Genomic DNA, 14770 nt, shown 5'->3' with positions numbered 1-14770 from the left:
TGAAGATAATTTATTTATCGAAATAAATTACTTCATAAGATTAACATTTAAAATATAAATAAAAACTAACATAGTAAAACTTTTATATTTTCTAATAATAAATTTTATTAATCTAAAATTTCAAATTTCTTTTAAAAAATTTAATATTATGCTAATCCATAGTATTACAAAAATAAAAAATATATGTTCATAAATTTACGTAAGCCTGCGTTAAAAAGAATATTTATAAATAAGTCGAAGTAAAAAATAGAAAATTTACTAAGAAAGCCCTAGTAAATTATCTACCAGGACTTTCAAAACTAGTATATTTTATACAAATCTATTTTTAATTTATAATTTTACCAAAAAAATGATAATATTTATTTAACAAATTATATTTTTTAAAAATAAATTAAAAATCACACTTAAGACTTATTGGATATTAATATGCTTTCAGCTTTATCGTAATTAAATTCATTTTCCCTTCTGGCAACAACAATAGTAGCTGCTGCATTACCTATTAAATTAGTTAAAGCTCTTGCTTCACTCATGAATTTATCAATACCGAATATTAACGCCACAGCTTCAACCGGTACATGTCCTACTACCGGTAGGGTAGCGGCAAGAGTAATAAAACCACTTCCTGTTACCCCGGCTGCACCTTTTGAGGTTAAAAGCAATACTAAAAGAAGCGTAATTTCTTGTTGTAAATTCAAATGCATGTCTAAAGCTTGAGAAATAAAAACAGCAGCCATGGTAAGATAAATGGAAGTACCGTCGAGATTAAAAGAATAGCCGGTTGGTATAACCAAACCAACGACAGACTTAGAACATCCTATCTTCTCCATCTTGCTCATAATTCCCGGTAATGCTGATTCGGAAGATGAGGTGCCGAGCACTATTAAAAGTTCTTCTTTAATATATTTAATAAATTTGAATATGTTGACTTTATTGTAATAAAGAACTGCTCCGATAACTCCGAAAATGAAAACAATACACGTTAGATAAAAGCATAAGATTAACATTCCTAAATTACTCAATGCTTTCAATCCGTAAACTCCAATGGTATATCCCATAGCACCCATGGCTCCTAAAGGTGCCAGATACATAATTATTTTTATAATAGCAAAAAGTCCATCCAGGAAAGATTGCATTACGGATAGAACCGGTTTTGAAGATTTAGGTCCAATTTTCGTCATGGCAAAACCAAAAAGAATGGCAAATACCAACACTTGAAGTAAATTATTAGAAGCAATTGAAGCAATAACATTTTCAGGAATCATATCTAAAATAAACGTAATAATTCCGTGATCTTCTTTACTTTTTTCTATATAATGGGACATAGATGAAGAATCTAATGCATAAGGATCTACATGCATGCCGTTTCCGGGTTTTAGCACATTAACGAAAACCAAGCCAATGATTAAAGCTATTGTTGTCATAATTTCAAAATAAACAATAGCTGTTAAACCAACCTTACCTACCTTCTTAGTATCTTCCATTCCTGCAATACCCAGCACAATGGTACAGAAAATCAAAGGTCCTACAATCATTTTAATTAGCTTGATAAATCCGTCTCCTAATGGTTTTAGCATTTCACCAAGTCCCGTACTGTGTTGTTTAACTCCATTAACTATAATATCTTCACTTGGGAAAAAATATCCAATAAGAATACCTATAATTATAGCAATTATTACTTGTACGTAAAGACTTTTAAGTATTTTCATAATGTTTTTATTTTATTAAGGACAGTAATATATGAATAATATATTTGAATTGTTATAAATTGTAATTTTTTTCTTTAAAAAACATTTTTTGAAAATGTAATTGTTTGAAATTTAGTATTTTGCGCTAATTTAATTAAGAAAAAATTCATTAAAAATTCACTTATTTTTCTTAAAAAATGCGTTAAAAATGAAAAAAAAGCGTAAAAAAAAGTGCCTTAAAAATTAATTTTTTATTTATCAAATGAAAAAAATCATGTATTTTTATGAAAAATATTAGTAAGGTAATAGTTTGTAAAAACTCAAAAATACAACTTAAAATTTATGAAACTTACTATTTTAGGATATAACTCAGCGGTTCCCACTGTTCGTACCAATCCTACATCTCAGTTATTAGAATGTAATAACCAATATTTTCTAATAGATTGTGGAGAAGGGACTCAAGTACAACTTAGAAAAGCAAGAGTAAAATTTACCCATATAAATACTATATTTATTTCTCATCTGCATGGCGATCATGTTTTTGGTTTGATCGGGCTTATATCTTCCTTTCATTTATTGGGAAGAACCGAACCTTTAACCATTTATGGGCCTAAAGGAATTAAAAAATTAATTGAAATTCAATTACTATTAACTGAGAGTAGTAATCATTTTGATATTAACTTTATTGAACTGACTTCTTTAAAAAGTGAATTAATTTATGAAGATAATAAATTGTGTGTTTGGACGATTCCATTAAACCATCGTATTTACACCAATGGGTTTTTATTTAAAGAAAAAGTAAAGCCGAGAAGGCTTAATATGGATGTAATTAAATACAATCCCGAAATTGAAGTATGCGATTATCATAATTTGAAATTAGGTAAAGATTTTATAACTCAATCCGGAGATATCATAAAAAATGAGTATCTTACCCTTCCTCCTAAACATTCTTACAGCTATGCTTTTTGTTCAGATACTAAATTCAGTCCCAATATAGTCCCGTTAATTAAAGGGGTAGATGTTTTATACCATGAAGCTACTTTTTTAGATGAATTAAGAGAATTAGCTTCTAAAACAGGACATACCACAGCACATCAAGCCGCAGAAATAGCAAAAATGGCAAACGTTAAAGTATTAATATTAGGGCATTTTTCCAATCGTTATACCGATATATCCATACTAAAAGAAGAAGCCAATCAAGTCTTTTTTAATACGATTTTACCCGAAGAGCTTTTAACTTTAGATTTTAATGAACTGATAATTAATTAAATAAAAAATGCAATTGATTAAATGAGTGGAAAGGCAGCCTTTACACACAAAAACACTAACCAATATTACTTATTTGTTAGTACTTTTGCTTTTTACTAAACTAAACTAAACTGATAACATGAAAACTTTTCTAGACGGATATTTTAAGCTATCCGAAAATGGTACAACTATTAAAAAAGAATTAGTAGCCGGGATCATCACTTTTTTAACCATGTCCTATGCTTTGATTGTCAATCCTAGTATTTTATCGGAAACGGGAATGGATAGAGAAGCTCTTTTTACAGGAACTACGTTAGCTATTATTTTTGCGACGTTGTTAATGGGAATATTGGCAAAATTGCCCATAGCTCAAGGACCCGGAATGGGACTGAACAGCTTTTTTGCTTTTTCTGTAGTTTTAGGACTTGGATATTCTTGGCAATTTGCTCTAACAGCTGTTTTTATAGAGGGGCTTATATTTATAATTCTTACTTTTTTGAATGTCAGGGAAATGATAGTTAAAAGCATTCCTAGAGTACTGAAAGAGGCAATCCCTGTCGGAATTGGATTATTTATTACCTTAATTGGACTAAAAGGAGCGAATATCATTGTTTCAGATCCCAATACTTTTCTTGCTTTAGGTGATTTTAAACAACATTCGGTATGGATTGCTTTTGCGGGATTGTTGGTTACGGCTGTACTTCATTCGCGCAATATAAATGGATCCATCTTAGCGGGAATTGTAGTTTCCACTTTATTCAGCTATTTGTTGGGCGACATACAATTACCAGGTTCATTGGTAAGCATGCCTCCTTCCATTGAACCGATATTTGGTAAAGCTGTCGAACCAATGTTTTCTTCTGAAGGATGGGACAAAATATTTTCAGTGGATATGTTGATTGTAGTTTTCACTTTTCTATTTGTTAATTTGTTTGATACGATTGGAACATTAATAGGAGTTGTATCTAAATTGGGATTCACGGATGAAGAAGGAAATTTTCCTCAAATGAAAAAAGCATTATTGTCTGATGCATTGGGAACGACGGTTGGAGCGATCTTGGGTACCAGCACGATTACTTCATATGTAGAAAGTGCTTCCGGAGTAGCCTCCGGAGGACGTACCGGTCTTACAGCAGTTAGTACAGCTTTGATGTTCTTTTTATCTTTATTTTTAGCTCCTATATTTTTACTGGTTCCGGCAGCTGCCACAGCTCCGGCATTAATTATTGTCGGTCTCTTTATGATTTCTTCTGTTGTAAAAATTAATTTTAATGATATCACGGAAGGTTTACCCGCATTTTTAACCATAATTTTTATGCCTTTTACATTTAGTATAGCGGAAGGTATTGTATTTGGTATGCTAAGCTTTACTTTATTAAAAGTATTAGGAGGCAGAAGAAAAGAGGTTACTCCAACGGTTTATATTGTTTCGTTATTGTTTTTAGTGAAAATAGTTTTGGATGCTTCGAAGATTTTAGGATGAGATTGAAAAACGGTGATGGAAAAATAAATAATTTATAGAAAGATATATTTGATTAAGAATTTATTCTACTAAATATATATTTTGTAATGGATGAATTAAATTTTACTTTCTAATTAAAATTTAATTCATCCATTGCCTTTTATTATTTTCAAAATTTATATTTAATGAAATTTTTTACATATAAAGATAAATCATTCATCTTTTTTAAATTCCAATTTTTATACTGAATTTAAAAACCGAAAAGTTTATTAATTTAAGAAATAAAAATGGTATAGCTACTATCTAAATTATTTACGGTCTTATTTGACCGTTACCTTCTACAATCCACTTATAAGAACATAATTCATCCAGAGCCATAGGACCTCGTGCATGCATTTTCTGCGTGCTGATCCCTATTTCTGCACCCATTCCGAATTGTGCGCCATCTGTGAAGGCAGTAGAAGTATTAACATAAATACAAGCGGCATCTACCAGCTTTTCAAAAATTTTTATACATGATTTATTTTCACTTATTATTGCTTCGCTATGTTTGGATCCGTAGTTCGCTATATGTTCAATTGCTTCCTTAATAGAATTTACCGTTTTTATAGACATTTTATAATCCAAGAATTCCATTCCGTAATTTGCGGAAGTTGCTTTATGCAGTAAATTGGATGGATAAGAGTTTTCTAATTGAGCGTATGCAGGTTCATCCGCATAAATAACTACTTTTTTCTCAATTAATTTTTTACACAATTCGGGAAGGTCCTGTATTCTTTCTTTATCAATAAGTAAGCAATCCAACGAATTGCAAACGCTAACTTTTCGCGTTTTAGCATTAAAGATGATCTCTTTTCCTATTTCTAAATTACCTTCCCGGTGGAAATAAGTATGACATACTCCTGCACCGGTTTCGATTACAGGGATTTTCGAATTTTCACGAACAAAATTAATAAGCTCTTTACTTCCTCTCGGAATAAGAAGATCAACATAATTACATGCGTTCAATAATTGTAAAGTCGAAGAACGATCAGCGGGCAATAAATTACAAATATCGGGACTCAATCCCTCCTGTAGTAAAACTCTCTTAATAATCGAAACAATCGCTGTATTAGAAAAAAAAGCATCAGAGCCTCCTTTCAAAATACAAACATTACCCGATTTTAAACACAAAGAAAATACGTCGAAACTTACATTCGGTCTGGCTTCATAAATAATTCCTATAACTCCGAAAGGAACCGTAATTTTAGATAACTTAAGACCATTGGAAAGAATTTTTTCTGAAATTATTTTTCCTACAGGTGAGGGAAGAGAGGCAACTTTGCGAATATCTTTTGCTATATCTTGTATGCGTTCTTCAGTTAAAAGCAACCGATCAAATTTCGGATCGGAAGTAGACATCCTTTCTATATCTTTCTTATTTTCAGAAAGAATATAGGGAATTGAATTTTCAGTTTCTTTGGCAAGAACTTCTAAAACTTGGTTGATTTTATCAATATCAACTAAATTTAGTTCATTTACCGCTTTAACGGATGAGGTAAAAATATTTTGTTGTATAGAAGACATCATTTATTTTTCAATATATAAATAGTCGTAATGTATGATCGGCTTGTTGTTGGCCTGTCCTAAAATTTCTTTCGCTTTTTCGCTGGAATAGGAAGATCGGCCTATTCCAATTTGTTTTCCGGTGTGATCAATAATACGAACAATATCATCACTTTCAAAATTTCCGACTATCCGAGTTATGCCTACAGGCAATATGCTGACGGCTTTAAAATTTAATAAAGCTTTTCTTACTCCTTCATTAATATGTATTTCTCCTTTAGCGAAACCTTCAGAATGGGCGATCCATTTTTTTACGCCCGAAATTTCTTTAGACGCGGGAATAAATCGTGTGGAAGGTGTGTCAACGCCATTTACAAGTCGAGAAATGATGTTTTTTATTCTTCCATTGGCGATAATAACTTCTATACCTTCTTCTGCTACTTTTCTAGCTATATTATATTTGGTTTTCATTCCGCCCCTTCCGGTAGTCGACCGCTTAGATTGTATATAATCCTCAACAGAATCACTTGAACTGTCTATTTCTTTTATAAGCTTAGATTCAGGGTCTGAAGGATCGCCGGTGTAAATTCCATCGATATTACTTAAAATGATCAATTTTTTGCAATCCATCATAGCAGCTATCAAGCCTGATAATTCGTCGTTATCCGTAAACATTAGTTCATTAACGGAAATCGCATCGTTTTCATTTACAATTGGAATCACATGATTTTCAAGCATAATATTCATGCAATTTCTTTGATTTAGATAATGCCTGCGTGTTGAAAAATCTTCTTTAGTTGCTAAGATTTGTCCGCATAGAATTTCGTGTTGATTAAATAGGTCGTAATATCTATGAATTAGTTTTACCTGTCCAACAGAAGAATATAACTGGCGAGCTGAAATACTGTCAAGCTTTGAATGGATTTTAAATTCATTTTTACCGGACGCTACCGCTCCGGATGATACCAGAATGATTTCCGTATTATTTTTATGTAATTCGGCAATCTGATCGACGATATCAGACATTTGGGTAATGTCAAAAGTTTCATCATTACGGGTTAACAGCTGACTTCCAATCTTTACAACAATTCTATCTTTCATGGTAAATGAATTTGTCGAAATAAAACAAAGGTAAACTTTTTTATTTTGACAAAAAGAATCTTATAAATTAAAGAATAATTTATATAGTTATAAAAAAAATTATAAATACATGTTTTTAAAAATTTTGAAAAATACTTTGTAAATAATTAGAAAAAAGAATAATATAAATGTAATAGTAAATTGAATATTTGTTCTCTGCGTTTAAATAAGTTATATTTGCAACCCAATTAAATTTAGTAATCTTTAAAAAGAAAAAATAATGACAGATGTTTTAAAGTGCCCAAAATGTTCAATGGAAAATGTTTATTTTGATGGTACTTCCTACGTATGCCCGGATTGTTTTTATGAATGGTCGGGAGAAGAATCGGCAGGTAATTCAATAGTTAAAGATAGCAACGGAGCTGAACTTCAAGATGGAGATGCGGTTACAGTCATTAAAGATCTTAAAGTAAAAGGTTCTTCTATGGTAATTAAAAGAGGAACTAAAGTAAAAAGCATCCGATTAACTCATAATCCGGAAGAAGTAGATTGTAAAATTGACGGTTCAAGTATTGTTTTAAAGACCTGTTTTCTTAAGAAATAAAATTTATAAATATATTTATACTTATGAAAGAGCTGCTTTAGTAGCTCTTTTTTTGTTGTAACATTTCTTTGAATTCCTTTTTTAAAATCTATTTTTTTAAGGTCTGTATAACAAGTAAATAAAAGTTATATATCGGAAACTAATTCATTTTGAAATAGAGACAATACAAAATAATTAGAATAATAGTTTACTAATTTATTTTAATAAATATTAAATAACTTAATAAATATGTAAATATTTTATAAAAAAAGCTTATATTTGAACTGTAATTAAAAATATTACAGTAATGAATGACCGCCATTTTACAGTTTCCATGCATATACTTACTCTTTTGGCAAAAAATTTGGATCAATGGCTACCGTCAGCTTATATAGCAGGAAGTTTAAATCTTAATCCTGTTATAGTCAGGAATGAATTAACAAACCTTCAAAAACATGGTTTTATAGAAACAAAAGAAGGAAAGAACGGGGGAAGTAGATTATTAAAATCTCCTGAAAAAATTGCATTGTCTGAAATTTATTTAAGTGTTTACAATCAATCGCTAGTAGGAAAACTTTTACCATCTCCCAATCCTTTATGTTGTGTCGGAAAAAAAATTAATGAAAACATTAGCGAATTGAATGAAACTATTGAAGAGGTAGTATTTAAAAAACTGGAAGGAGTAACCCTTCTAGATTTCAGCATGAAATTTTAGGGAAAACAAATATGGAAATCTCATTTATTATATGAAAATAAGTTATCAAAGAATAAATTATTAATATTAGTATACAAATTATGAAAAAAGTAGCATTAATAGGTGCCTCAGGATTTATAGGGTCACAATTAGTAAAAGAATTACTGAGCAGAGGGTACCAAGTAACAGCAATCGTTCGTTCGGCTGATAAAATTAAGAATGACGATAAAAATTTAAAAGTGGTAAGTGCAGATGTATTTGACACAGATAAATTAGCTGAAGTATTAAAAAATAATGATGCAGTAATAAGTGCATATAATCCGGGCTGGACTAATCCCAATATTTACGATGATACAATAAAAGGATATCAATCAATAATTGAGGCAGTTAAAAAAGCGGGTATTAAGAGATTACAAGCGGTTGGTGGAGCAGGAAGCTTATTGGTAGCTCCGGGTAAAACCGTTGTAGATTCAGGAGCCATTCCGGACGAAATTTTACCGGGAGTTAAAGCCTTAGCATTAGTCTTAAAAGATCAATTTTTACCGGAAAAAGAACTAGATTGGGTTTTCTTTTCACCTGCCGGAACTATAGAGCCGGGAGAAAGAACAGGAAAATATCGTTTAGGATTAGATAACCTTATTACAGATGATCAAGGGAACAGTAAAATATCTGTTCAGGATTATGCGAAAGCTATGGTTGACGAACTTCAAAATCCAAAACATCATCAACAAAGATTTACCATAGGATATTAAAAAAGGGAGTGTTTAAACTCCCTTTTTCTTTTTATATAGTAATGTATATTTTAAATTTTTAAAATGAAATGGTCTAACTTCTTAATTAATTTATAAATTTAGGTTATAAAGTAAAGGCATAAAATGATTTAAAGTTTTTCACTTTTAAGTTTAGGGATTTGCAAATCCCATCTAACTGCTATATATCTTAATAAAACTACAATTCCGATAGTTACAGCACTAATAAAAGGTAAATTAAAGTTGAAGAATTGAAGCGTTACAAAAAAAATACCTCCAACTATACAGGGAGAAGCATAAATTTCACGCTTAAAGATTCGAGGGACTTTATTTAAAAGAATATCACGAATTACTCCACCTAATACAGCTGTAATAGTTCCCATAATCACTATGACCCAAGAGTCATATCCTAGCAACATGGCCTTTTCAGCGCCTACCACAACAAATAATCCAAGACCGATACTATCACTCCAAAAAAAGAAACTATTTAAATGATTAAGATGCTCACGTAGAAATATATAAAATAACAAAGAGAAAAGAGTACACCATACATAAATACTATTAAGCATCCAAAAAGGAGTTATACCCAAAAGAAGGTCTCGAAAGGTTCCCCCTCCAACGGCAGTAACAAAACCTAAAACAAAAGCACCAAACCAATCGCATTTTTTTGTTGCAGCACCCCGAACACCACTGATTGCAAAGGCAAATGTTCCTATAAATTCAATAATGTCAACGAAGCGGATTTGTCGAACTAATTCAAAAACGTATTCTTTCATGGTTATCAATTCAATTAAAACTTGCAAAATTACAATAATTTAGCATTAGCCGGTTTGAACGTTACTAATTTAATTAACTAAATTTTGATTGGTTAAAATTATAAAATATCAAAAACTAAAACTTTTAATTAGAGGGATATATAAGAATTATTTCCTCTATAAAATACGGGATTTAATTATCTCATTACTACTTGCTTGTAATGTATATTTTATAAAATTGGAATAACCCTTGATGATTAATTATAGGTTCAAATTTACCTAATTTTTCAGAACATATATATGTCAAAGATTTGGTATGATTATTTGTGTTATTTATACATAATATGTTAACTACAGATTTAAATAAAAAGAAGCAAATTTTCATATCTTTGCGCACTACTATAATTTAAGTCAGTTAATTAATTAACTTGAGATAACCTATAATGAATCAGGATTATATAAATATTTATGGAGCAAGAGAACATAACCTCAAAGATATTTCTCTTAAAATTCCCAGAAATCAATTAGTAGTAATTACCGGTTTAAGCGGAAGTGGAAAATCTTCGTTGGCTTTTGATACAATATATGCAGAAGGTCAAAGACGATATATTGAAACATTTTCAGCCTATGCACGTCAATTTTTGGGAACTTTAGATCGTCCGGATGTAGATAAAATAGATGGATTATCTCCCGTTATAGCTATTGAACAAAAAACCACATCGAAAAACCCACGTTCAACTGTAGGAACCGTAACAGAATTGTATGACTTTTTTCGATTGTTATATGCCCGAGCTTCGGACGCATATTCATACAAGACGGGGGAAAAAATGGTTACTTATTCGGAAGATCAAATTACTGATTTAATTTATAAGGATTTTTCAGGAGAAAAGGTGTTGGTTTTAGCGCCTTTAATTAGATCAAGAAAAGGACATTATAGAGAGTTGTTTGCAAATCTTGCTAAAAAGGGCTTTTTACAAGTTAGAGTTGATGGAGAATTATTGGATATTGTTCCGGATATGAAGTTAGACCGTTACAAAATTCACGATATTGAGGTTGTAATAGATAAGCTGATTATAGATACAAAAGAGAATACTCAACGAATCATACAGTCGATACGTTTAGCCATGCAATATGGAGAGGGTACCATAATGCTTTTGAAGCAAGGAGAGGAGCAGGGAAAATATTTTAGTCGTAATTTAATGTGTCCCAGTACCGGGATTTCTTACCAAATGCCCGAGCCAAATACTTTTTCTTTTAATTCTCCTAAAGGAGCTTGTGAGCACTGTAACGGATTAGGAAGAGTTAAGGAAATCAATATAAATAAGTTGGTGCCCAATCCCAAATTATCTTTTGACAAAAACGTTTTTCCAATTTTTGAAGAACTTAGTCATACCGGATGGATTTTATCTCAAATAGATGTTATCCTAAAAAAGAATGGTTTTACAATGTCTACTCCGTGGGAAAAACTTTCAGAACAGGCAAAAGATGAAATCCTCTATGGAATAAATGATAAGGTTACCTTAGATTTAGATTATGCTCAAATTAAGAAGACCTATAAAGTAAATTTTGAAGGAATCATTGATTATATAACTCGTTTGTCCACTGGAAAAGATGAAGAAGAATCTCAAAAATTTAAAACTCAGGTATTTGAAGACAGAATTTGTCCGGTTTGTGAGGGAGCTCGTTTAAAAAAAGAAAGTTTATTTTTTAAGATTGATAACAAAAACATTTCGGAAATAGCCCGTTTTTCTTTACAAAAATTAAGTGAATGGATTCATGAATTGCCTTCAAAATTATCTGAAAATAACCAAAAAATTGCTAAAGATTTAATTCAAGAAATTTCCAAGAGACTTAGTTTTTTAGTTGACGTTGGTTTAGATTATCTTAGTTTGGATCGGCCCTCGCAGACCTTATCCGGTGGAGAATCTCAAAGAATACGTTTGGCTACACAAATTGGTTCACAATTAGTCAATGTTTTATACATTTTGGATGAGCCCAGCATTGGATTACATCAACGCGATAATATTAAATTAATAGACTCCTTAAAAAAACTTAGAGATTTAGGAAACTCTGTTTTAGTAGTGGAACATGATAAAGATATGATCCTAAATGCAGACTATGTAATTGATATGGGACCGTTGGCCGGAAAGGGAGGAGGTGAGGTAGTTTGGGAAGGAAAACCACAAAATATATCAAAAGCAAATACATTAACTGCAAAATATATTAATGGAGAGTTACAAATTCCCATACCCGAGGAACGAAGAAAAGGAAATGGAAATCATTTAAAATTGATAGGATGTACAGGAAATAACTTAAAAAATGTAACCCTCGATATACCTTTAGGGTCATTGGTTTGCATAACCGGAGTTTCCGGTAGTGGAAAATCTTCGTTAATAACTAATACATTATATCCTATATTAAACAAACATTTCTATCGTGCTGAAAAAGAACCTCTTCCTTATAAGAAGATAGAAGGCATAGAATTTTTAGACAAGATTGTAGATGTAGACCAATCGCCAATTGGTCGAACTCCAAGATCCAATCCTGCAACCTATACAGGAGTTTTTACAGATATACGAAACTTGTTTGCTCAATTGCCTGAATCAAAGATAAGAGGATATCAATTGCGTAGGTTTTCTTTTAATGTGAAAGGAGGAAGATGTGAAGTTTGTCAAGGTTCCGGATTGAAATTGATTGAAATGAATTTTTTACCGGATATATATGTTCATTGTGAAGCCTGTCATGGAAAACGATTTAACAGAGAAACTTTAGAGGTAAGATACAAAGGTAAATCTATTTCAGATGTATTGGATATGACCATAGATGAAGCTGTAGATTTTTTCCAGCCAATCCCTAAAATTCATCACATCATTAAAACCTTACAAGAAGTAGGTTTAGGTTATATTACTTTAGGACAGCAATCAACAACCCTATCGGGAGGGGAAGCTCAACGAGTTAAATTAGCTAAAGAATTAAGTAAAAAACAAACAGGGAATACCATTTATATATTGGATGAGCCAACTACAGGCTTACATTTTGAAGATATCAGAATTTTAATGGAAGTAATTAATCGTTTGGTAAATTTAGGTAATTCAATTATTATTATAGAGCATAACCTCGATGTTATTAAGGCAGCAGATTATATTATTGACATCGGACTGGAAGGGGGAGATAAAGGAGGTAAAATAATTGCACAAGGTACTCCGGAAGAAGTAGTTAAAAATAAAAGCAGTTATACTGCAAAATTTTTAAAAGATGAATTATAATTATTGCTAAATTATTTATAAACAAATTGTGTATTAATTGCTCCGGCTACCCCGTTCATAATTTACCTATTTATCTTAATTTCTATCAAGATTTTTAAAATTTGTTTCCGTGAAATAAAGAAATATTACTTTTCAATAGTATTAATTTTATTAACATTTATTTTTTTCTTAAGATAATTTTAAGAAATCAATAAAAAATTTTCATCAGATTTTTACTTGAGTTTTTTAATGTATTTAATTGTATTGTAATTTTTTACAAAATATTTTTTTGCTAACTTAAAGTTAAAATTATTTACAATTGTGAATAAAAATTAAAATTTCTGTTGGTAAACTGCTAAATAGTACCTATATTTGTTAAAGAAATCTTAATAAAGATTTAACTAAAACACACAAACAATATTATGAGTAAGAAAAAAATTGCAATAGGCTGCGATGAGGCAGCGTATGCTTTAAAAATTGTCTTAAAAGATCATTTAGAAAAATTAGGATATGAAGTCAAAGACTTTGGTGCTGAAAAAGGAGAGGTGGTTTTATATCCGGATGTTGCAGCAAAAGTAGCAAAGGCTGTAGCAGCAGGAGAATTTGAAAGAGCTGTGTTAACGTGTGGAACGGGTATAGGAATGGCAATAACAGCCAATAAAATACCGGGAGTTAGAGCAGCGGTTTGTCATGATCCTTTTTCTGCTGAAAGAGCAAGAAAAAGTAATAATGCACAAATTATTTGTTTTGGTGAACGAGTAATTGGGCATGAACTTGCAAAAAGTTTGTTGAATACTTGGTTAGAGTCAGAATTTAGCGGTGGCGGTTCTGCTCCAAAAGTTCAACGAATCTGTGATTACGAAGAAGAATATTTCAAAAAATAAATTTTGAAATTTTAAAAAGATATTTTTATTTATTTTTAAATAGTTATTAATAATTATTCAATCAAAAAAAGAGTAAGTTAAATTAAACGTTACTCTTTTTTTTATTTTATTATTTTAGCTAAAAAAAACAATCCTCTTTATCTATTTGGATAATTTTTTTCCAAAAGCCAAATCACCGGCATCTCCTAATCCCGGTACGATATATTTGTTTTCATCTAGTTCATCATCAACAGACGCAATCCATAATTCTGAATTTTCAGGTAATTTAGTTTTAATGTAATCAATTCCCGGTTTGGAGCCTATGGCTGCAACAATATGTACTTTCTTGGGCTTTCCTTGACTTAATAAAACTTCATAAACATTTGCTAAAGATTCACCGGTAGCCAGCATAGGATCTGAAATTATTAATGTTTTATCTTGCAAAGAAGGGGTTGCCAAATATTCAACTACTATCTCAAATTCTTTATTACTGTTCGGATGATGTCTAAATGCGGATACAAATGTGGTTTCTGCTTGATCAAAAAAATTCATCATTCCTTGATGTAAAGGTAATCCCGCTCTCAAAATAGTACATAGTACAGGTTGCTGGATAATCAATTCTGTAGGCTTACTACCTAAAGGAGTAGCAATGTTAACAGTCTGGTATTCTAACGTCTTACTTAGTTCGTAACCTAAAATTTCACCTATTCTTTCCAAATTTTTTCTAAATCTCATTCTGTCTTTCTGAATAGTAACATCTCTTAATTCTCCTACAAAATGATTTAAAATGGATTTAGATTTACTGAAATCGTGGACTATCATAAATATTATTTTTGTAAATATAAGTTATTTGCTCTAAAA

Annotated in this window: 12 protein-coding genes; 7 read left to right on the top strand and 5 right to left on the bottom strand. The window is 30.8% G+C overall.

Annotation, left to right across the window (positions count from 1 at the left end; translation table 11 throughout):
• Positions 1-404: 404 nt before the first annotated feature.
• Positions 405-1706 (bottom strand): C4-dicarboxylate transporter DctA, encoded by a 1302-nt coding sequence (dctA, locus tag GFV00_RS02755; RefSeq protein ID WP_105297054.1) that lies wholly within the window; start codon positions 1704-1706, stop codon positions 405-407.
• A gap of 321 nt (positions 1707-2027) precedes the next feature.
• Between dctA and GFV00_RS02750 the strand changes: the two genes are divergently transcribed.
• Entirely contained in the window at positions 2028-2954 is a 927-nt protein-coding gene (locus tag GFV00_RS02750) for a ribonuclease Z (protein ID WP_160556283.1), read from the top strand.
• 118 nt (positions 2955-3072) lie between these two features.
• Entirely contained in the window at positions 3073-4416 is a 1344-nt protein-coding gene (locus tag GFV00_RS02745; protein ID WP_160542365.1) for an NCS2 family permease, read from the top strand.
• Between the two features lie 291 nt (positions 4417-4707).
• Here the strand turns inward: GFV00_RS02745 and GFV00_RS02740 are convergent, their stop codons facing one another.
• Positions 4708-5964, bottom strand: coding sequence for a glutamate-5-semialdehyde dehydrogenase (locus GFV00_RS02740; RefSeq protein WP_255448739.1), 1257 nt, complete (start codon positions 5962-5964; stop codon positions 4708-4710).
• Entirely contained in the window at positions 5965-7041 is a 1077-nt protein-coding gene (gene proB, locus GFV00_RS02735) for a glutamate 5-kinase (RefSeq protein ID WP_160556285.1), read from the bottom strand.
• Between the two features lie 259 nt (positions 7042-7300).
• On the opposite strand from proB, the gene GFV00_RS02730 reads away from it, so the two are divergent.
• The 3 genes from GFV00_RS02730 to GFV00_RS02720 all read left to right on the top strand — a co-directional run bounded on the left by GFV00_RS02730 (position 7301) and on the right by GFV00_RS02720 (position 9049).
• Positions 7301-7624 carry a zinc ribbon domain-containing protein YjdM gene (locus GFV00_RS02730; RefSeq protein WP_160556287.1) on the top strand — a complete coding sequence of 108 codons (324 nt, stop codon included), beginning with the start codon at positions 7301-7303 and terminating at the stop codon, positions 7622-7624.
• Between the two features lie 286 nt (positions 7625-7910).
• Complete coding sequence (locus tag GFV00_RS02725; protein WP_160542363.1) at positions 7911-8318, top strand: Rrf2 family transcriptional regulator; 408 nt, start codon at positions 7911-7913, stop codon at positions 8316-8318.
• A gap of 80 nt (positions 8319-8398) precedes the next feature.
• Complete coding sequence (locus GFV00_RS02720) at positions 8399-9049, top strand: NAD(P)-dependent oxidoreductase (protein ID WP_160556289.1); 651 nt, start codon at positions 8399-8401, stop codon at positions 9047-9049.
• A gap of 128 nt (positions 9050-9177) precedes the next feature.
• Here the strand turns inward: GFV00_RS02720 and GFV00_RS02715 are convergent, their stop codons facing one another.
• Entirely contained in the window at positions 9178-9849 is a 672-nt protein-coding gene (locus GFV00_RS02715) for a trimeric intracellular cation channel family protein (RefSeq protein ID WP_255448740.1), read from the bottom strand.
• Between the two features lie 395 nt (positions 9850-10244).
• Here GFV00_RS02715 and uvrA point away from each other — a divergent pair, with 395 nt between their 5' ends.
• Both uvrA and rpiB read left to right on the top strand, forming a co-directional pair.
• Positions 10245-13067 (top strand): excinuclease ABC subunit UvrA, encoded by a 2823-nt coding sequence (uvrA, locus tag GFV00_RS02710; protein ID WP_160556291.1) that lies wholly within the window; start codon positions 10245-10247, stop codon positions 13065-13067.
• Positions 13068-13468: 401 nt separating this feature from the next.
• Positions 13469-13930 (top strand): ribose 5-phosphate isomerase B, encoded by a 462-nt coding sequence (rpiB, locus tag GFV00_RS02705; RefSeq protein WP_105297045.1) that lies wholly within the window; start codon positions 13469-13471, stop codon positions 13928-13930.
• A gap of 141 nt (positions 13931-14071) precedes the next feature.
• On the opposite strand, the gene upp is transcribed toward rpiB, so the two are convergent.
• A complete protein-coding gene (gene upp, locus GFV00_RS02700; RefSeq protein WP_160556293.1) occupies positions 14072-14731 on the bottom strand; it encodes a uracil phosphoribosyltransferase in 660 nt (219 codons plus the stop codon).
• Between the last annotated feature and the right edge of the window lie 39 nt (positions 14732-14770).

Source organism: Apibacter sp. B3935 (assembly GCF_009827705.1).
Lineage (GTDB): Bacteria > Bacteroidota > Bacteroidia > Flavobacteriales > Weeksellaceae > Apibacter.
The sequence above is the reverse complement of the archived record's forward strand: the minus strand, read 5'-3'. Positions and strand labels throughout refer to the sequence as shown.

What these genes read in the sequence shown, in the direction of transcription:
- dctA (WP_105297054.1), bottom strand. Translation starts at nt 1,706, where the DNA reads ATGAAAATACTTAAAAGTCTTTACGTACAAGTAATAATTGCTATAATT.
- GFV00_RS02750 (WP_160556283.1), top strand. Translation starts at nt 2,028, where the DNA reads ATGAAACTTACTATTTTAGGATATAACTCAGCGGTTCCCACTGTTCGT.
- GFV00_RS02745 (WP_160542365.1), top strand. Translation starts at nt 3,073, where the DNA reads ATGAAAACTTTTCTAGACGGATATTTTAAGCTATCCGAAAATGGTACA.
- GFV00_RS02740 (WP_255448739.1), bottom strand. Translation starts at nt 5,964, where the DNA reads ATGATGTCTTCTATACAACAAAATATTTTTACCTCATCCGTTAAAGCG.
- proB (WP_160556285.1), bottom strand. Translation starts at nt 7,041, where the DNA reads ATGAAAGATAGAATTGTTGTAAAGATTGGAAGTCAGCTGTTAACCCGT.
- GFV00_RS02730 (WP_160556287.1), top strand. Translation starts at nt 7,301, where the DNA reads ATGACAGATGTTTTAAAGTGCCCAAAATGTTCAATGGAAAATGTTTAT.
- GFV00_RS02725 (WP_160542363.1), top strand. Translation starts at nt 7,911, where the DNA reads ATGAATGACCGCCATTTTACAGTTTCCATGCATATACTTACTCTTTTG.
- GFV00_RS02720 (WP_160556289.1), top strand. Translation starts at nt 8,399, where the DNA reads ATGAAAAAAGTAGCATTAATAGGTGCCTCAGGATTTATAGGGTCACAA.
- uvrA (WP_160556291.1), top strand. Translation starts at nt 10,245, where the DNA reads ATGAATCAGGATTATATAAATATTTATGGAGCAAGAGAACATAACCTC.
- rpiB (WP_105297045.1), top strand. Translation starts at nt 13,469, where the DNA reads ATGAGTAAGAAAAAAATTGCAATAGGCTGCGATGAGGCAGCGTATGCT.
- upp (WP_160556293.1), bottom strand. Translation starts at nt 14,731, where the DNA reads ATGATAGTCCACGATTTCAGTAAATCTAAATCCATTTTAAATCATTTT.